Origin of the sequence: Synechococcus sp. BIOS-E4-1 (assembly GCF_014279995.1) — a bacterium.
In the GTDB taxonomy this organism is placed as follows: Bacteria; Cyanobacteriota; Cyanobacteriia; order PCC-6307; family Cyanobiaceae; genus Synechococcus_C.
This window is the reverse complement of the sequence record NZ_CP047935.1, coordinates 2,647,660-2,665,216: the sequence shown is the minus strand read 5'-3', so window position 1 is coordinate 2,665,216 and position 17,557 is coordinate 2,647,660. Positions and strand designations below refer to the sequence as shown.

The following is a 17,557-nucleotide window of genomic DNA, read 5'->3' as shown; positions in this document are numbered from 1 at the left end:
ATTGTTGGCAGTTTCGGCAGGTCTGACTTAAAACACTTTCAAGCAACACCTAAGGCACACCATGCGTCCATCACTCCTACTCCTGCTGACTCTGCTAATGGTGCCGGCTGCAGCTCTGGCCCAGAAAAAAATTCCCAAAGCTCAGGGACACAACCAATGCCCACTGGGTTACGTCAACACGCTTGGCACGACCTGTGTTTCGCCAATCTATTATGAGGTCGCACCTACGAATGGAGAAGCTTGCAAGTCTGGATGGATGAATATTGGTGCTGGCTATTGCAGAAAAAAGTGAAGCCTGATTACCCCACATTTTGATTGCAAGGCCTTCAAAAAATCATAAAAACACTGCTACAAGTCGACTAGAAGAAACAATTAGGCAAAGAAAATCTTCTTCAAGCCTGCGTTACTGATAGCTGCAGTATTGATTGGCATGCCAGCAAGGTCACCTTGCTGAGCCTCCAACGATCCTTGAGTGCTCCCAGAAATTAACAGCCGAATTTATAATGTTATTGAGAAGAAAATCGAGAATAGCTGATGCCAGTCCGAAGGAATCAAAACAAGTCGAAAGCAATACTTGACCAGCTTAAAGACTATTATATCTCTTGGACGCCAAACACAATGAATCAGTCTTTGCAGAAACTATATAAAAGCAGCTGTCCCAAGGAAAGCCCAGAGTCCTACATCATACCCAAAGAATGAAATAAACCCTTGCTAACAAATACAAGCATGCAAATAGAGGTGAATGCGACAAGGTTAATCGCCGCAATATCGAAAACCACTGGACTTCGCTCAGCCTGCTCAGCACCTCCAGCAGAGAACGACTGATTGATATCGTCCCAGTAGGCCAAAACAAAACCTTTTTTAGCCGTCAGACTTCCAGAGCCAGTCACAATTCGACTTTTACTCTGGCTGGCAATCTGCTGACGGTCAATCTTTTCAGCTTCGCGCCTGAAAGCATTTTGGAACCAGTTGACGTGGCTAAAAAAACCAACCGTGAACCAGAAAATAAGCGAAACACCAATTAAAGCACTGAGCATGACCATGCCAGACTGATCCTATTGCAATAACTGATCAGCAATCATCTCCTGCAAACCAATCGAGCAAGTGTCATTTGAACCCAAAGCGAAAATCATTTGATACTATCAACAGCACTTCGTAAATTACAGGCAGGCTTTTGTATCAATTTTAAGGCTCCTATGTAGCACCGGCTGGCTTCCGTTCTTGAGCTTGCGCAATGCAAAGTGATTAACGCTGGAAGAAAAAATCATCAGGGATCAGCCAGCTTCAATCCATCAGGACTTTCCAGATGGCAGCTGTGCACGGTAATCGTCGGCAACGACATCCAGAAGCCCTAAGACGTAACGGTCACTCGCTCCAATGTCACTTTGAAGGGTTTGAAGGGTCGCACGAATATCTTCTATCGCAACATTGATTTGATTTTCAAGTTGTGACTGGCTGGGCTGCCATTCCTCAGTGAAAGATGTCGAGGAGGCAATTTTCAGGTTGATCGAATCTTGGGGCTTCGGAGGCATGGAGGATCCTCGCCGTGGAGCCTGGGAATTCCGTGCTTGGTACGCCATGAGGATCTCTTTTAATTTAAGTTTTTCATCACAAGGCAAAGAAGACTGTCAAATAGCCAACCAGCTGACCATTCAAAGACAACGCAGCCAGGCGAAAAGATCAGCAGAGCCAGAACAGAGACAAGCCGTGCCAGACCTGCAAGCTCGATAAAAGACTCCCCTGGTTAAGAGCCACGCTTGCGTCCCAAAACTTTTCTTGTAACTACGCCATCTTCTTTCTGGTAAAGAACAAGGCGGTTATCTTCTAATGTGTTGAAGCTCAGGATGCCCTTGGATCGATATTGACGATTAAAGGGAACAACCCATGATGTACCCATGGCCATGACATAGATCAATTCTTGTTGATCAGCGCTGATGCAAAAGCGCACTTTGGCATCCTTATAAACGCCAACGTCACTAACATATTGAGCCTTGAAATAATCACAACCCTGAGCACGTTGAAACTCATCTTTGATATTGGCTAGTGCAAAGCTGTTGAAACTGAGACCGAGCAGCGCCAAGAACCCAAGGCCTGGGACGCACTTCATAACCAACCCCTCATACGTAGCAGAACAGAAGCAGCATGGCGCGTTACAGGTGCGATGCAAGCGGTTTGAAGCCATTACCACGTGGAATGATCATCATCAACAGCGCAACGCAGTGGAGGCCAGCCATTGCAATCGCTACTTGAACTTGATCTGATCAATACATCCTGCTTTGAACGTGGCAGTAATTTTTCGCCATCACAGAGACAAGCTTTGTCAACACTCCACTTCGGAGAATCTGAAGAGGCGATGCCTCGACTCACTGATCCAGTGTTTCTCGAACATGCTGAGGCCCAAGTTGGACCATGGTGGGAGGCTCGCATTCGCTTGCTGTTGAAGCAGGGTTACCCTGAAGAGGGCGGTGCTCTATTCAGGGAGTTCGAAACTCCTGATAAAGGTTTCTAATCGTTTGAGCCAAAACCTGGCTGATTCGTCCAGCCAGACAGTGAGCAATTAACCATTGAACCAACAGAACGCAACGGCTTGCCATGCTGGACAGTCATCTTGATGAGGCCTCCATTTGCAGGGGTGCTCGATGAGCAAATGACTCGTTGGTGCTCATGGGAAAGTGATTGGCAAACAAGAGCAGACCAGTTTTTTCTGATGATCAGATCTTGTGGTTAACCTTTACAACACGTCCATCACAAGCACTTGATTGACCGTTGTTTTATTATCAACTTTGCTAGTGACTTTAAAGCTTAAGCTCTCTCGAGGCCAAGCACTTTAAAACGTAAAAAGTCTTTCGTACAATGAACAACACAACGAGCGACTAACAAAGCCACCACTCAAAATTAGTTTAAATGACTAGGTTTTCTCAGATCTTCCATACAATGACACCTGACAATACAAGCAACACAATGCCCAGTCCTGAAGAATACATACCAGAGAGAGCTCTAACCTACTCAGAAATGATGAATGAAGGCAGAAAGAATCTGTCAGATGGTAATCATCAAGAGGGAGATGACCTTCAAAAACGAGTGGAGGAGCTTGAGAGAAAGGTGAATCACCTTGAAAAGGTGATTCAACGCCAACTGCGCCTCGGTCGGATGGTTGATTAGTCAAGCAAGAATGTCGGTGGTTTTGAAGACAGTCAACATCTTGATAATACTCTTACTTTAGGACAAAGAGTTAATGATTGACCCAAGCAGAGAATGAAAGCAATCCTGAAAGCAGTTAGAACAATTACGACTTAGCAGACCTCATATCCAAACTCAAACAATCAAGACTGTCGTAAGTCTCAACGCCAGTTACCGGATTAACACCAGAAGCTCTTGAACACATCGCCTCACGCTGTGGATCATCAATAATGGCCCCAGAGAAGTCTGCTCCATCAATGGTCGTTGCCATAAAGAAGCTCTTGGTCAGCACAGAATCTCTGAAGTTCACATTTGTGAGATTTGCTTCTTCGAAGTGAGTTGCATAGGCGATACTGCCTTCAAGATTTGCCCCCTCAAGATCAGCGCGCTTGAGAGTCGCAACGCTGAATAAAGCACCTCTTAGATCGAGTCCGGACAGATCGTAATTGGATAAATCATATTTAACGAATTCCTTGGTAATGGGTTTTCCGTCTTCATCTCGTTCGTAAAAAGGATATTTTTCTTTAAAAGCCTCTGTCGCCTGATCACTTCCCTGCAGACTTCGATCAAGACCGACATCCGGGAGGCCACCACCACTGGGATAAATCGCCAATGCTTTTGATGGCAGCATCAGTAATGCGCAGAACACAATCGCAAGGAATGGTCGAAATAATTGACTGGCAATTCGCATAACTGATTTCATTAAACACTCCCTTTATTCAAAAAGCTACGGCAAGCAAGTGCGGCACTCTGACAACATGACCCACCTGAACGATACAAATCGAGCATTGGGGAGAGCAAAATCGCACCTTCTTGAATCTCATTGGTCGCCCGAACAGGTCCTAGATGAATGACTATGCTGCGGACTCGAAGTATGGTTTCAGTAGAGTTCTCTACCACTATTGGAAGATCAAACTCAAGCACTTCTTGCAGAGCTTATTCGACAAGCTCTCATCAGAATACATAGCGGCGAAGCAGGAGCAGACTCAGCACTCTACAGAGCCATTTACACACTTCAAGAACAAAATATTATTGAAAACATTGCTTCAACCTTGCAATAGAATTTTTTCTGCAAGAAATTCAATTTATTTAAGCCGAAATCAAGCTTTCAGCGGCGAAACAGACCTAAAATTGAGCGCAAAAATCAACCGACCAGATAAATATAACCCGAAACTAAATACATAGAAAACCAAATCAATGCCGAAAAATAGACTGCGGCAAAAACAAATTCTTCAACAAATTCAAAAGAATCCATTTGTTCAGTAAAGCGTTGCTCTACGGATAAACTGCATTGCTGCGAGCGCTCCCAAAAAGAACACAGTTGGAATACCTAATGCATTGACTGCCAGAGTCCTGACCGTAAATACAGGATAACCTCCATCTTTTCTTTTGAAAGGAGCCAAGGGACTATCGATCCACTCTTTACGGTTCTGAATCGATGGCACCCCAAAAAACTGCTTTCCCCAAACAATAATTTCCCACCGAGTAAGCCAAAATGCCGTGCTGACAACTGAGAACGCGATTGGAGAGGCAACCAAAAGGATCTTGTAATTGAACACAACAATCACTCATTTCGAATACCTTAAAAGCCGGCCCTGCCCCCCGGGTATTGATTGATGCACTATTTCAGCCTCAATGCTGCACTTGCATCGACTCATTTTTATCAATCAAATTGAACGGAATAATGTGATCCTTTGAGAGCAGCAAGCATCATTTGCATTCCAAGGTCGATCTAATTTGATCAACTCGCTGCCAATTTCACTGGTAGAGCCAATTCTGATGCTTCAGCGAGCAACATAAATCCAAGCCATGGATCATGATTTTACGCACCTTTAGTACAGATGCTCCACGTCAAAAACATTGTGCGGCGAAACAATTTGACCATCCTGAAGAAACATATTGGTTGATTGACAAACATGGAAATCAAGTCAACGCGCTCAATGTCCTGCTTCGCTCAGTGAGCCACCAATCAAGTGCAGTACGGAAAGGAGCAGTCCTCATCCCTCTCCAGCCCTTCACATTCAGGTCACGCCCGTCTTGACTGAGCGAAGAAAGACGTTCCGCCTGAGAACAGCATGGACAACACACTGACGTGTGGCCCATTAACGGGTCCAGCGACCGTGCTGCTGGCCCATGGGGCCGGCGCCGGCATAGACACGCCTTTCATGCAGAAGATGGCTCAGGGCCTTGCGCAGAAGGGGTGGCAGGTCATCCGCTTCGAATTTCCCTACATGACCCAAAGACGCATCAGTGGCCGCAAAGCACCACCGAACAGAGCCGACGTTCTGTTGAAGTATTACGTCGACCAGGTGCAATCTCTGGATGCCAATCAACCTCTGATCATCGGAGGCAAATCAATGGGGGGGAGAATCGCCAGCCTGGTTGCCGATGAGTTGTGGAGCGGAAACAGGATTCTGGGATGCATCTGTCTCGGCTATCCCTTTCATCCCCTAGGCAAACCAGAGACATTGCGAGTGAAGCATTTACAGAATCTGCAAACCCCCACTCTTGTTGTTCAGGGAGAACGTGATGCGATGGGCAGCAAGGAGGAAGTGAAAAACTATGCGCTCTCAGAGCGATTGAAGCTTGCCTGGATGCCAGATGGTGATCACAGTTTCAAGCCGAGAATACGTTCAGGTCGTCGCGAAGGGCAGAACTTCGATCTGGCTGTGGAACACATGCATGACTTCCTGCGTGGGCTGATGAATCTGGAGTGACGGTCCCCATGACATCCACGCGGGAGGAATGCTGTGGATCCAGCCCTCAGGTTTGGTTACCTCCCAGCATGTCGTCGTACCCCTCATAGGGGTTGTATTCCGCCCATCCAGGGCTGGCCTGATCCATCAGGCCGAACTCACCGTCAATCATGTCGGCTCGGGTGTTGCCGTAAGGCACTGTGTTGCAAGTGATCCCTCCACCAGCGACAGGCTGGCAGTCATCGAAACGCACCTGTGCCCGAACGGCACTAACCAGACTGGCGCTGATCGTGACCAGAGCCGCAACATTCATCAGAAACAGATTCATGACGGACGCTTGATGCATGGCCTCCCATTCTGAACGGAATCGTGAACTTCAGATCAAAGGCCTGAACAAAGACGCTCACTCTCACGCAAAGTCTCGATGGCTTTCTGGTCACGTTGTTCAGCAAGCTGCACCATCACCACTTCCGCCTGCAGTCCAAGCAGCAAGGTCTGACAGGGATAGAGCTCGCTCTCGCCGGCACGCTGCTGCAGCGCCTCTGTGATCACAAGAGCTCGATCACAGCTGTTTTCATTGAAGCTGCGGAAACATGCGAGCAGAAGCGGCCTCACGCCAGCCAGCGACGTTGCATGCACTGGTGCTTCAACGCTGCCAATCACAAGAGAGACAGTTGCAGGCATCAATGCTCTGAGCAAATTTTTCAAGACATTGTTGATAAGGAGACATGACCGAGGCCAAAGACCTGAATTGCTTCACAGAATTCAAAAGCAAACGCCAGGCCTGAAGCCTGAGATCAACTGAAAGAATGCATCCACTCGATCAATGATCGGATGTACACCGACTGGACCGCGGTTGCACTTCTACTGTTCACAGCTGTACCGCTGTTGGCTGTCGTGGCGACAGCCACATTTTTTATTTGGCAGAAGCGGAAGTCGCCGCTGCCCTGAACATGTCCTCTTTGAACCTCTCAGCTCTCTCCTCAAGGGAGTGAACAACGGAACCACCTGTCGTTGAGGGTATGGAGGTGGAGACCGGCTGGACCACACCTCTGCCCAGACAGTTCTGACAAGTCCTGAAGCGCTGCTCGGTGATGCGTTTGATGCCACTGCCGCCGCAGCTGGAGCAGATCGCCATGTCCGAGCCAAAAACGCAACTTCAGTGTGGAAGCTGCAGACGCCTGTGATCCCGAAGGCTTCCTTAAGAATTTGATTGGTCGAAACAAGCCTGCAGCGCCAATGGCCTGGCTCGAATCTCCTGCAGCAACTCGCACACCGATAAAGAGCAGTGCTGGTCAACCAGACCCAGTGAACCAGCCAGCCAGCCCACCACTCTCTGCGACGACCACTGCTGATCCCGAAGAGGGGCCAGCCCTGCGGCCTGTTCGCGCTTGGAGAGCTTCTGCCCCTCCGGATCGCAAAGCAGCGGTGTGTGTCGATAGCTGGGAGGTGGCTCCTCCAGCGATGCGATCACCGCCTGCTGAGCAATGCACACAGCCGCCAGATCGGCGCCCCGAACCACCTCGGTGATGCCCAGTGCCAGCTCATCCACCGCCGTTGAAAGGTGGTAAGCGATGAATCCATCAGCACGCCGCAGGACCAAATCACCACAGAGCGGTTCATCTGCGGCCTTCACTTTCAGCCTCCAGGACGGCAGGCGTCCATCCTGAAGACCCCAACCCCTTGCCATCTCCCTGCAGGTTCCTGGGTAGCGCCGTCCGGCACCGAGCTGGCGGCGACTGCATCGGCAGGGATAAAGCAGCTGGTCATGCCGAAGTGCAGAGAGGCAGGCGTTGTAGAGCCAGAGGCGCTGGCTCTGCATGATCACTGGACCATCCCAGTGCAATCCAAGCCAACGCAGGTCTTCGAGGGCGGACTCGACCGCGCCGACCCGGATACGTGGAGTATCGAGATCATCAATCCGCAGTAACCATTCACCTCCTAGTAGACGGGCCTGTAGCCAGGAGATCAGAGCCGTGCGCAGGTTGCCCAGATGCAGAGGACCCGAAGGAGTCGGAGCAAAACGTCCGCGATAACCCTTCAGACGCCGTTGGCGACCCTGCTCAAACACAGCCTGAAGACGATCTGGAAGGTTCACACAAGAAAGGGTGGCCCTAAAGGACCACCCCGATCAAGAGTTCTTGCAGGGAATCAGCCCTGAACGCGGTCCTTGAACATCTTGCCGGCGGTGAAGGCAGGTACGCGCTTGGCAGGAATCTTGATCTTTTCACCGGTCTTGGGGTTCAGACCCTGACGGGCAGAGCGCTCGCGGGGCTCAAAGGAACCGAAACCAAGAATGGAGACCTTCTTGCCCTCCACAACGGAATCGATGATGGTTTCGATAGCGGCGTCCACCACCAGAGACACATCGGTCTTGGTGAGCTCGGTGCGGGCGGCAACCAGATTGACGAGGTCAGCTTTGTTCATTGGGTAGGGGAAAGTGGCGGAAGCGGTTGGATCGACGATGCGGAGGTCGACATCCGCACGGCTTCCCTGAGCGCGCTAATCGTATGGAGACAATCGCTGTGCGGCAACCGAAAAACACCGTGCCGCAATGCTTTCACCGAATCTCGTGTGTATCAGACCGTGTCAAATGCTGCTTCTGACTGCAGATACCAGCTGTTGAAGGGGGCTAAATGGCCACCACGCAGGGCCCCAAGAGCCGCCCCAGAGGCCAGTCGTGGACAAGCTTCTGAAGGGAGCCACCGACGGAGTTGACGGAGGCTGCGCTGCTGTCGGGGCCAATGAAACGTGCGCCGATGCTGCAGAGGTGCCAATTGATCCCTAGCCACCGGCACGAGCAAACGTCCGCAGAACAGCACATTCACCGGCACCGGAGCATGCACAACGGCATGACCGGGAGTGGGTCCAGGCGTCCAGAGCAGTCGCAGGCCTGAGAGAGTGACAGTCTCCTCGGAGAATGTTTCGAGCTGTTCAACGCCCGGCAACAGATAGGCCTCCTGCTCTTGAACGAGCACGGGCCATTGCATGCGCTCCTGCAGACGACGCAGGCGTCCATGCCCCTCACGGCTGGTGAGGAGAATTCGGGCGCATCGGCCATGCGCCAGTTCCTGCAAGGCTTCCAAGGTGGCTTGGGTCAGCGGCGGACAATCGATCAGAACGGGTTCAGGATCCACGTCGAGCCACCAGGACGAGCCTCCACGACAGTCACGATTGGGCGGAAACAGCCAGAGATCAGGCCGGATCTGTAGAGGAGGACGGCCTGGCTCCAGCGAGGAGGTCATCACAGACACGATGAGTCACCGGAGCTATCACTACTTTGAAGGCTTCACCTGCCTCCTGGGAGTGGATCTTTGAGCGCGATCCGACGAGGCAAACCTTGGCCTCTTGGCAGCAGCATCACCGCCCAAGGTGTGAATTTCTCTGTGGCAGCTCCAGACGCCAACCGGGTGGAACTGCTGATTTTCCCTACGGCTGACGCCAGCAGCCCCGAACAGCTGATTGATCTGAACGACAGCAAACACCGCTCCAGTGACTACTGGCATGTAGAGGTGGAGGGCCTGACGGCAGGTTGCTGCTATGGCTACCGGGTGTTCGGTCCGCTCGCGCCTGGGGGCCATGGATTCCGGCCCGCGAAGGTGCTGTTGGACCCCTGTGCCAGAGCGATCACGGGCTGGTCGATCTATCGGCGTGAAGCCGCCACCGGTGCTTCACCCAACACCCATTGTTGCTTGAAGGGACTGGTCTGCGAACGGGATCGCTTCGATTTCGAGGCCCACCCCAGACCTCGGCACAGCTGGCAGCAGACAGTGATTTACGAGCTGCATGTTGGAGGCTTCACTCAACGCAGCGACAGCGGCGTCGCCCCGGATCGAAAGGGCAGCCTGCTGGGAGTGATCGACAAGATCCCCTATCTCAAGCAGTTGGGTGTGACCACGATCGAACTGCTACCCGTGCAGGCCTTCGATCCGCAGGACGCACCCCCTGGGCGCGACAACGTTTGGGGATACAGCCCACTGAGCTGGTTCGCTCCGCATCAGGGCTATGTCGGCGGCGATGACCCGATGAAGGCCAGAGATCAAATGCGTGACCTGGTGGCAGCCTGTCATGACGCGGGCCTGGAGGTGTTGCTCGATGTTGTCTACAACCACACAACCGAAGGCAATGTTGATGGCCCCACCCTGAGCTGGCGTGGATTCGCCGATCGCACTTACTACCACCAAACAGACAAGGGGGACTACCAGGACGTGAGTGGCTGTGGCAACACCATTGCAGCCCACCAGCCACTCAGCCGTGAGCTGATTCTGGAGTCGCTGCGCTGCTGGGCCTTGGAGTTGGGGGTGGATGGCTTTCGCTTTGATCTCGGCATTGCCCTGAGTCGTGGCGAAGGACTGAAGCCGTTGGATAAGCCCGCACTGTTCGAAGCGATGGAGGCCGACCCCCTGCTCAGTGAGCTCAAACTCGTGAGCGAACCCTGGGATTGCGGTGGTCTCTATCGACTCAATGACTTCCCGGCTCGGCGTATCGGGACCTGGAACGGGCGATTTCGCGATGCCGTACGCAGCTTCTGGAAAGGCGACGACAACAGCACTTGGCCCATGGCACAGCGCCTGCGTAGCAGCCCTGATCTCTATGACGGCAAACCAGCGGGCTTGGGCCGCTCCGTGAATCTGCTCACGGCCCACGACGGATTCACACTGATGGATCTGGTGAGCTTCAACAGCAAGCACAACCTCGCCAACGGTGAGGACAACCGCGACGGTGAGAATCACAACAACAGCTGGAACCATGGCGTTGAAGGTCCCAGCAGTGACCATGCCATCACCGCCCTGCGCAGGCGGCAGCAACGCAACATGCTGAGCACATTGCTGCTGGCACGAGGCGTGCCCATGCTGTTGATGGGCGACGAGGTTGGACGCAGTCAGGGAGGCAACAACAACACCTGGTGCCAGGACACCCCGCTCAGCTGGATGATCTGGTCCGAGGAACACTGCGACAGGGAGCTGCTCAACTTCGTGAAGCGACTGCTGACAGTGCGCTCAGAGCTTTCGGCACTGTTGAACCCTGTGGTTGCTCATGGCGAACAGCCACAGCAGCAGCGCCGCAGCAGTGATCCTGATGGCCTGTGGCGCCAGTGGCACGGAGTGGAACTGGGCAAACCCGACTGGGCCAGTTGGTCCCATTGCCTGGCGATGAGCCTGCATCGCGGCAAGCAGGGAGCAGTGCTCTGGGCTGGCTTCAACGCTTACTTCAAGGCCATGCACTTTGATCTGCCGAAGCCGGCTTCTCCCTGGCACCGCTTGATCGACACAGCCCTTCCCGCAGGTGAGGACCTTCCCAAGACACTGGAACCCTGGAGTCCGAGCGGCGTCCCCCTCGAAGCCAGAAGCCTGGTGGTGATGATTGCTCGCGAGTATGCCAACACGCTCAAACTCCAAGAAGCGAACTTCTGAGAAACCTGGGGTTGGAACGTCAAGCGGGCGGCGGGAATCGAACCCGCATCATCAGCTTGGAAGGCTGAGGTTTTACCACTAAACTACGCCCGCACAAATACATCTGTACCAACGCCTTGAGTGGCGTGATCTCAGGTGTTGTGCGCATTCATTATGGCGGTCCGTCTGCCCCTCCCTGCTTGATGAGCACCAGCACCCTTCCAGGGGGATCCCGCCGCCGCCTGATGGTCGCCTACGGACTGGGTGATGCAGGCACGGGACTGGCTGCAACGCAGCTTGGCTTCTACCTGTTTCCGTTCTTCACCTGTGCGGCAGGCCTGCCCGCCATCATCGCCGGCTCATTGCTCATGGTGATCAAGGTCTGGGACGCCATCAACGATCCGTTGATCGGCTGGATGAGCGACCACACCAGCAGCCGCTGGGGTCCACGCATTCCCTGGATGCTCGGAGCCGCTCTTCCCCTTGGCATTGCTCTTGCAGCGATGTGGTGGGTCCCGGAAGGCAACACACTTCAGCGCACCGCCTACTACGTGGTGATGGCAATTCTGCTGATGTCGGCATACAGCAGCGTCAATTTGCCCTATGCGGCACTTTCCACCGAGCTGACCACAAGCACGGCGATTCGCACACGTCTGAACGCAGCCCGCTTCACTGGTTCCATTCTCGCCGGGCTCAGCGGCCTGATCGTGGCCTCCATCGTGTTGACCGACGGCGCCGATGGTTATCTGCGCATGGGACGCATCACAGGCACAATCGCTGCATTAGCGACATTGGCATGCTGCTGGGGCCTTGCACCGTTCGCCAAGCGAGCTCAACGACCGAGCAACCAGGCTGAACCCGTCCTGGAACAGATCAAGAGGATTCGCTCCAATTCACGCTTTCTGATGGTTCTCGGGCTGTACCTCCTGCTCTGGTTCGGTCTGCAGTTGATGCAGGTCGTCGCCCTGATCTGGCTGGTCCAGGTCGTGAGGGTCCCCCCCGACCTTTCCACCTGGATTCTGCTGCCCTTCCAGCTGAGCGCCCTGGTTGGCCTTCAGCTCTGGAGCCTGCTCTCCAACCGCAGCGGCAGGCTTGTGGCGCTGCGATGGGGAGCCGGGATCTGGATCATGGCCTGCCTGCTCTCAACGATCTTTCCGCCAATGCAGAACGGGGGAACGACGGGGGAACTGATTCCCCTGATCGGCCTGATCATGCTGGTGGGCCTTGGAGCGTCTACTGCCTATCTGATCCCCTGGTCACTGCTGCCAGATGCAATTGATGCAGACCCGACCCATCCCGCCGGTCTTTACACCGCCTGGATGGTGTTTGGCCAGAAGCTGATCATCGGGGGCAGCATGAGTGTGTTCGGCGCGCTGCTTTCACTCACCGGGTATATCTCCACTGAAATGTGCGACGGCGCACTCAGTTTCATCGAACAGCCCCAGAATGCTCTTCTCGCCATTCGAATGAGCATGGGTTTGATCCCAGCCATCCTGGTCATGCTTGGCCTGATGGTGATAAGACGCTGGCCCGACCGCGGTGCCCACCTGCAACGCGCATGACCTCCTTCCGATTCCGAACCCAGTTGAAATCGCCACGATGGCTGAACAGGCTGGGCAGCAGCCTGATCATCGGCGGACAGGCGGTGACCGCCACCGTCCAGGGGCGCATCAACACCATCGACCTGCTGGATCAGCTGCAGGAGGCCGGACCCGGCAGCTTTCTGATCGTGATCATCACCGCACTGGCTGCGGGCACGGTGTTCAACATTCAGGTCGCCAAGGAACTCAGCAACATGGGTGCCAGCACAACAGTCGGCGGCGTTCTGGCGATTGGCCTGGCGCGTGAGATTGCGCCACTGCTGACGGCCACCCTGCTCACAGGCAAGGTGGCTACCGCCTATGCGGCGCAGCTGGGGACCATGAAAGTGACCGAACAGGTCGATGCCATCACGATGCTGCGCACCGATCCGGTGGAATACCTGGTCGTTCCCCGCCTGATCGCCATGGTGGTGATGGCCCCTGTGCAGTGCCTGTTGTTCTTTGCGGTGGCGCTCCTGGGAGGTCAGATCAGCAGCACGGAGATCTACCAGATCCCTCCTGAGGTGTTCTGGACCTCAGCACGCACCTGGCTTGTGCCGGATGACCTTCCTTTCATGCTGGTGAAAGCATTGGTCTTCGGAGTGCAGATCGCGGTGCTTGCCTGTGGTTGGGGCATGACCACCCAGGGAGGGCCGAAGGAGGTGGGCACCAGCACAACCGGTGCGGTGGTCATGATTCTGGTGACCGTGGCCCTGATGGACGTCCTCCTGACTCAGATCCTTTTCGGAGGCTGAAGAAACCCCTTAAATCCATGACCACAACAACCTCTAGTCCTGACCAAGCCCCCGTGAGCATCAGCCCAAGCCCGCGACTGGCGCTGCTGATCATTCTCTTCAGCATCTGCCTGCTGCCACTGCCGTTGAACCCATGGCCGACCATGGTTGTAGGGCTATTCGGTGTTTTCCTGTTGGTGCAAACTTACATCCTGCGTCTTGAGTTCACCGGCGACACTTTGGTGGTCTGGCGTGGACAGCAGGAATTGCGCAGATTTCCCTACGCCGAATGGCAGAGCTGGCGACTGTTTGCTCCCTGGCTGCCAGGCCTGTTTTATTTCCGCGAAATCAAGAGCATCCACTTCCTGCCGATCCTCTTCAATCCTGCTGAGCTGCGCCAGCAGCTTGAACAGCGGGTGGGCTCCCTGGAAACTCCCCAGCCCTGAGCCAGCACCACCCATTTTCAAAGCCGGCATCCAGTTCGCAGCACAATCACCGGAACGCAACGAGAACGTTGTGTTTAGGCCATGAACCCGGCGATCCGCTGAAATGAGTTGAGGACAAGCCGACCATGCCTGACGACAACGATCTGCCACTCCAGGACGCGCCGCAAGCCAAAGTGACGCACAGCGAGGCCTCCATCGCCGCAAGCGATGACGTGGAACCTTCGTCTGAATCGCTGATCCAGCTGGCACTGACGGATCTTCAGTCTCGGCGAGACAGACTGCAACAGGAGATCGACACCCTCCAGCAGCGCAAGCAGCAACTGGAGCAGGAGATGTCTGCCAGCTTCGCTGGCCAGTCCGATGCGATCGCGAGACGCGTGAAGGGGTTTCAGGAGTATCTGGGTGGAGCCCTTCAGGGGCTTGCCCAGTCGGTGGAAACGCTCGAGCTGGTGGCGCAGCCCGTGGTGGTGAAGCCTTCACCACTGGATGCCCAGGCAGCTGAAGCCGCCGCAGAACAGGCGATGGCCAACGCCGACAGCGCTCCGGCACTGGCCGACACCTTCCGTCCCGACGAGGAGCTGATCCGAGACAACCTCAGGCGTTTTATGGAGCAGCCCGACTTCTACGCCGAACCCTGGAAACTGCGCCGCAGCCTGGACGACAGCGACATCACTCTGCTCGAGGACTGGTTTTTCAATCAAGGAGGCAGGGGAGCCCAGGCCAGCCGCGGCAGTCGACCTCGCAATGTGCTGCTTGCGGCTGCCCTGATCGCTGTCATCGGCGAGCTTTACGGCGATCAGTTCCAGACCCTGGTTTTGGCAGGACAGCCCGAACGCCTGGGCGACTGGAGACGAGGCCTGCAGGATGCTCTCGGCCTGGGTCGGGAAGATTTCGGCCCGAGCAGCGGCATCGTTCTGTTTGAACGAGGCGATGCTCTCGTGGAGCGGGCGGACCGACTGGAGGAACGTGGTGAAGTCCCCCTGATCCTGATCGATGCTGCGGAACGGGTGGTGGACATTCCCGTGCTTCAGTTTCCGCTCTGGCTGGCTTTTGCAGCTGGGCCAGGCGAAACCTACGACGACGAAGACGACCTGCTCTGATGCCCATCCTCACGCTGCTGCTCGGCTACCTGCTCGGCTCCATTCCCAGCGGCTTCCTGGCCGGCAAATGGTGCAAGGGCATCGACCTGCGCACGATCGGCTCCGGCTCCACCGGCGCCACCAATGTGCTTCGCAACGTCGGGAAAAAGCCCGCGCTGGCCGTGTTTCTTGTGGATGTGGCCAAAGGCGCTGCTGCGGTGTTGCTGGCAAGAGCCCTCAACCAAAGCTCGGCTGTGAACGACTGGATCCAGGTGCTGGCTGGCCTTGCTGCCCTGGCCGGTCATATCTGGCCGGTGTGGCTGGGCTTCAAGGGTGGCAAGGCAGTCGCGACCGGTTTCGGCATGTTTCTGGGCCTGGCCTGGCCGGTTGGTCTGGCCTGCTTCGGAATGTTCATGGCCGTGTTCAGCTTCAGCCGGATCGTGTCGCTCGCCAGCGTGGTAGCAGCGCTGAGCCTGCCTTTGCTGATGGCTGCCGGTTCGGACAGCAACGCCAATCTGGTGATGGCACTGGTGGCAATGGGCCTTGTGCTCTGGAGACACCGCAGCAATCTTCAGCGGCTGATCAACGGCACCGAACCACAGGTGGGCCAGAAATCTTGAATCCAGCGGGCCGGTCTTGGATGCTCTCAGACTGAGCTATGATCAATGCACCAGCTCCTGGCAGCAGAAAGAGAAGGCAGCGCTCGGGTCTGCTGCCGTGGATATCGGCCGAGCGACCGAACTGCCTTTGGGGCGAATGCTTGGAGTGACCAGTGAGAACGGCTCCGGGTGCTGTGCCCGCAACGCTGAAGCCTCCAGAGGTGAGCACACATAGCCGCCGATGCAGGCACGAGGAATGATCTACGGAGCTGCAGGAAAGCAGCACCACGGAGAACTTCTGCGCAGAGGAGCATGCGTTGCTGAGAGAGCTTTAACACCAGCCCTCCAACACCTGGGTTGAGAGATCGCTGTCAGTTGCACGAACCATTGCAAAGATGCTGACCAGGAGCAAGCAAAGCGCTGATGAGCGAGTCTGAATTCGTCTCGATCAATCCAGCCAGCGGCGATGAACTAGCTCGGTATGCAGCACTGAGTCCCGCTGAAACGCAAGACAAAATCCTGCGCTGCCATCAGGCATTTCTGAAATGGGAAAAGGTTTCACCCCAGGATCGTGCCAGTGCTCTGATGGCCATTGCCAGGCAGCTCGAAAGGGATCGCGAGCAACTGGCTGGCCTGATCACCCAGGAGATGGGCAAGCCTTTGCGTGAATCACGATCCGAGCTCGATAAATGTGCCTGGGCCTGTCGCCACTTCGCCGAAATGGGGCAGCAATATCTCCGTAACGACTGCATTGAACTTGATGAATCCCGGGCCAATCTGATTGCGAGCCCCCTTGGGGTGATCTTTGCCGTCATGCCCTGGAACTTTCCGTTCTGGCAGGTGTTTCGTGCTCTAGCGCCTGCCTTGGCGGTTGGAAACACCCTGGTTCTCAAAGGAGCCTCCAATGTGCCCGGCTGCAGTCAGGCCATTGAGAGGTTGGTTCGTCAAGCCGGTCTTCCCGACCATGTGGTCACCAACCTGGCAATCAGAGCTGCGGACACTGGGGAGGTGATTGCCAATCCCCTTGTGCGGGGTGTGACGCTCACCGGCAGCGAAGCTGCAGGACGGGCTGTGGCGTCTTTGGCAGGAACCCATCTCAAAAAATGTGTTCTCGAGCTTGGTGGACAGGACCCCTACATCATTTTGGAGGATGCGGACATCGCACTCGCCTCTCAGAAATGTGTCCAGAGCAGGATGCTCTGCTCTGGACAGGTCTGCATTGCTGCCAAGAGGTTGATCGTCGTCAAAGCGGTGTACGACGCATTTCGCACTGCAGTGCTTCAGAGGCTGGAGCTGTTTCATCCAAGCGATCCAATGGATGAACAATGCTCACTGGGGCCTCTTGCACGCCGCGATCTCCGTGATCAGGTCCATCAGCAGGTACAAGCCAGTGTTGCAACGGGAAGTGACCTGATCCAAGGGGGCATGATTCCTGATCAACCCGGTTGGTGGTACCCGGCAACTGTGCTCGAGAACGTTCAACCGGGCAGCGTTGCCTTTGACGATGAGGTGTTCGGTCCGGTGGTGAGCCTTGTGCGGGCAAGAGATGAAACGGAGGCCATGGAGCTGGCGAACTCAAGCCGTTTTGGACTCGGAGCAGCCATCTTTTCAGCGAGCCGCGATCATGCCCTTGCTCTGGCCTCTGAACAGCTACAGGCAGGCTCAATCGCCATCAACGATTTTGTGAAAAGTGATCCCAGGGTTCCTTTCGGGGGATGCAAAGACAGTGGCTTCGGACGCGAGCTCGGGAAACTTGGAATTCACGAGTTCGTGAACGTCAAAAGCATCGTTATGGCTAACTGATCGCTTCTGGAAATCGCAGGAGGCTTGCTCACCCCACCAGCCTGCAA

At 54.9% G+C, this 17,557-nt stretch carries 21 protein-coding genes, 1 tRNA gene and 1 pseudogene; 10 read left to right on the top strand and 13 right to left on the bottom strand.

What is annotated here, in order from left to right; all coding sequences use genetic code 11:
* Nucleotides 1-61: 61 nt before the first annotated feature.
* On the top strand, nucleotides 62-292 hold the full coding sequence (locus SynBIOSE41_RS18180; RefSeq protein ID WP_066910363.1) for a hypothetical protein: 231 nt from the start codon (nucleotides 62-64) through the stop codon (nucleotides 290-292).
* 385 nt (nucleotides 293-677) lie between these two features.
* On the opposite strand, the gene SynBIOSE41_RS14545 is transcribed toward SynBIOSE41_RS18180, so the two are convergent.
* From SynBIOSE41_RS14545 to SynBIOSE41_RS14535, 3 genes are all read right to left on the bottom strand, one after another.
* A complete protein-coding gene (locus SynBIOSE41_RS14545) occupies nucleotides 678-1,043 on the bottom strand; it encodes a hypothetical protein (protein ID WP_186538524.1) in 366 nt (121 codons plus the stop codon).
* Between the two features lie 249 nt (nucleotides 1,044-1,292).
* A complete protein-coding gene (locus SynBIOSE41_RS14540) occupies nucleotides 1,293-1,532 on the bottom strand; it encodes a hypothetical protein (protein WP_156486661.1) in 240 nt (79 codons plus the stop codon).
* 212 nt (nucleotides 1,533-1,744) lie between these two features.
* The gene (locus SynBIOSE41_RS14535) at nucleotides 1,745-2,080 is read right to left on the bottom strand and encodes a hypothetical protein (protein ID WP_231857149.1); all 336 of its coding nucleotides are present in this window, start codon (nucleotides 2,078-2,080) and stop codon (nucleotides 1,745-1,747) included.
* Between the two features lie 881 nt (nucleotides 2,081-2,961).
* Between SynBIOSE41_RS14535 and SynBIOSE41_RS17865 the strand changes: the two genes are divergently transcribed.
* Complete coding sequence (locus SynBIOSE41_RS17865) at nucleotides 2,962-3,162, top strand: hypothetical protein (RefSeq protein WP_222930546.1); 201 nt, start codon at nucleotides 2,962-2,964, stop codon at nucleotides 3,160-3,162.
* Between the two features lie 124 nt (nucleotides 3,163-3,286).
* Here the strand turns inward: SynBIOSE41_RS17865 and SynBIOSE41_RS14530 are convergent, their stop codons facing one another.
* Nucleotides 3,287-3,871 carry a pentapeptide repeat-containing protein gene (locus tag SynBIOSE41_RS14530; protein WP_186538522.1) on the bottom strand — a complete coding sequence of 195 codons (585 nt, stop codon included), beginning with the start codon at nucleotides 3,869-3,871 and terminating at the stop codon, nucleotides 3,287-3,289.
* 568 nt (nucleotides 3,872-4,439) lie between these two features.
* Entirely contained in the window at nucleotides 4,440-4,583 is a 144-nt protein-coding gene (psbF, locus tag SynBIOSE41_RS14525; protein WP_066910550.1) for a cytochrome b559 subunit beta, read from the bottom strand.
* A gap of 672 nt (nucleotides 4,584-5,255) precedes the next feature.
* Here psbF and SynBIOSE41_RS14520 point away from each other — a divergent pair.
* On the top strand, nucleotides 5,256-5,897 hold the full coding sequence (locus SynBIOSE41_RS14520) for an alpha/beta fold hydrolase (RefSeq protein ID WP_186538521.1): 642 nt from the start codon (nucleotides 5,256-5,258) through the stop codon (nucleotides 5,895-5,897).
* 46 nt (nucleotides 5,898-5,943) lie between these two features.
* Here SynBIOSE41_RS14520 and SynBIOSE41_RS14515 read toward each other — a convergent pair whose 3' ends face one another.
* From SynBIOSE41_RS14515 to SynBIOSE41_RS14490, 6 genes are all read right to left on the bottom strand, one after another.
* A complete protein-coding gene (locus SynBIOSE41_RS14515) occupies nucleotides 5,944-6,189 on the bottom strand; it encodes a lactate dehydrogenase (RefSeq protein ID WP_186541274.1) in 246 nt (81 codons plus the stop codon).
* 68 nt (nucleotides 6,190-6,257) lie between these two features.
* Nucleotides 6,258-6,560: a hypothetical protein gene (locus SynBIOSE41_RS14510; protein WP_066910336.1), complete on the bottom strand. Its 303-nt coding sequence runs from the start codon at nucleotides 6,558-6,560 to the stop codon at nucleotides 6,258-6,260.
* 232 nt (nucleotides 6,561-6,792) lie between these two features.
* Entirely contained in the window at nucleotides 6,793-7,014 is a 222-nt protein-coding gene (locus SynBIOSE41_RS14505; RefSeq protein WP_186538519.1) for a hypothetical protein, read from the bottom strand.
* A gap of 63 nt (nucleotides 7,015-7,077) precedes the next feature.
* Nucleotides 7,078-7,974 carry a tRNA glutamyl-Q(34) synthetase GluQRS gene (gene gluQRS, locus SynBIOSE41_RS14500; protein ID WP_186538517.1) on the bottom strand — a complete coding sequence of 299 codons (897 nt, stop codon included), beginning with the start codon at nucleotides 7,972-7,974 and terminating at the stop codon, nucleotides 7,078-7,080.
* Nucleotides 7,975-8,027: 53 nt separating this feature from the next.
* Nucleotides 8,028-8,303, bottom strand: a complete 276-nt coding sequence (locus tag SynBIOSE41_RS14495; protein ID WP_006043393.1) for an HU family DNA-binding protein — start codon at nucleotides 8,301-8,303, stop codon at nucleotides 8,028-8,030.
* 152 nt (nucleotides 8,304-8,455) lie between these two features.
* Nucleotides 8,456-9,121, bottom strand: coding sequence for an MBL fold metallo-hydrolase (locus tag SynBIOSE41_RS14490; protein ID WP_186538515.1), 666 nt, complete (start codon nucleotides 9,119-9,121; stop codon nucleotides 8,456-8,458).
* 69 nt (nucleotides 9,122-9,190) lie between these two features.
* Here SynBIOSE41_RS14490 and SynBIOSE41_RS14485 point away from each other — a divergent pair, with 69 nt between their 5' ends.
* Entirely contained in the window at nucleotides 9,191-11,290 is a 2,100-nt protein-coding gene (locus tag SynBIOSE41_RS14485; protein WP_186538514.1) for a glycogen-debranching protein, read from the top strand.
* Nucleotides 11,291-11,312: 22 nt separating this feature from the next.
* On the opposite strand, the gene SynBIOSE41_RS14480 is transcribed toward SynBIOSE41_RS14485, so the two are convergent.
* Nucleotides 11,313-11,383, bottom strand: a tRNA-Gly gene (locus SynBIOSE41_RS14480).
* Between the two features lie 89 nt (nucleotides 11,384-11,472).
* On the opposite strand from SynBIOSE41_RS14480, the gene SynBIOSE41_RS14475 reads away from it, so the two are divergent.
* The 5 genes from SynBIOSE41_RS14475 to plsY all read left to right on the top strand — a co-directional run bounded on the left by SynBIOSE41_RS14475 (nucleotide 11,473) and on the right by plsY (nucleotide 15,728).
* On the top strand, nucleotides 11,473-12,831 hold the full coding sequence (locus SynBIOSE41_RS14475; protein ID WP_186538512.1) for an MFS transporter: 1,359 nt from the start codon (nucleotides 11,473-11,475) through the stop codon (nucleotides 12,829-12,831).
* A 23-nt stretch (nucleotides 12,832-12,854) separates the two neighbouring features.
* Complete coding sequence (locus SynBIOSE41_RS14470; RefSeq protein ID WP_066910542.1) at nucleotides 12,855-13,604, top strand: ABC transporter permease; 750 nt, start codon at nucleotides 12,855-12,857, stop codon at nucleotides 13,602-13,604.
* A 17-nt stretch (nucleotides 13,605-13,621) separates the two neighbouring features.
* A complete protein-coding gene (locus SynBIOSE41_RS14465) occupies nucleotides 13,622-14,029 on the top strand; it encodes a DUF3119 family protein (protein ID WP_186538510.1) in 408 nt (135 codons plus the stop codon).
* 125 nt (nucleotides 14,030-14,154) lie between these two features.
* Nucleotides 14,155-15,129, top strand: coding sequence for a DUF3086 domain-containing protein (locus SynBIOSE41_RS14460; protein ID WP_186538508.1), 975 nt, complete (start codon nucleotides 14,155-14,157; stop codon nucleotides 15,127-15,129).
* Nucleotides 15,129-15,728: a glycerol-3-phosphate 1-O-acyltransferase PlsY gene (plsY, locus tag SynBIOSE41_RS14455; protein WP_186538506.1), complete on the top strand. Its 600-nt coding sequence runs from the start codon at nucleotides 15,129-15,131 to the stop codon at nucleotides 15,726-15,728. The genes SynBIOSE41_RS14460 and plsY overlap by 1 nt, the downstream gene beginning before the upstream one ends.
* A gap of 42 nt (nucleotides 15,729-15,770) precedes the next feature.
* Here plsY and SynBIOSE41_RS18175 read toward each other — a convergent pair.
* Nucleotides 15,771-15,956, bottom strand: a pseudogene (locus tag SynBIOSE41_RS18175) (orotidine-5'-phosphate decarboxylase); the annotation flags it as partial.
* 174 nt (nucleotides 15,957-16,130) lie between these two features.
* On the opposite strand from SynBIOSE41_RS18175, the gene SynBIOSE41_RS14445 reads away from it, so the two are divergent.
* Nucleotides 16,131-17,510, top strand: a complete 1,380-nt coding sequence (locus SynBIOSE41_RS14445) for an NAD-dependent succinate-semialdehyde dehydrogenase (protein ID WP_186538503.1) — start codon at nucleotides 16,131-16,133, stop codon at nucleotides 17,508-17,510.
* Nucleotides 17,511-17,557 lie beyond the last annotated feature (47 nt).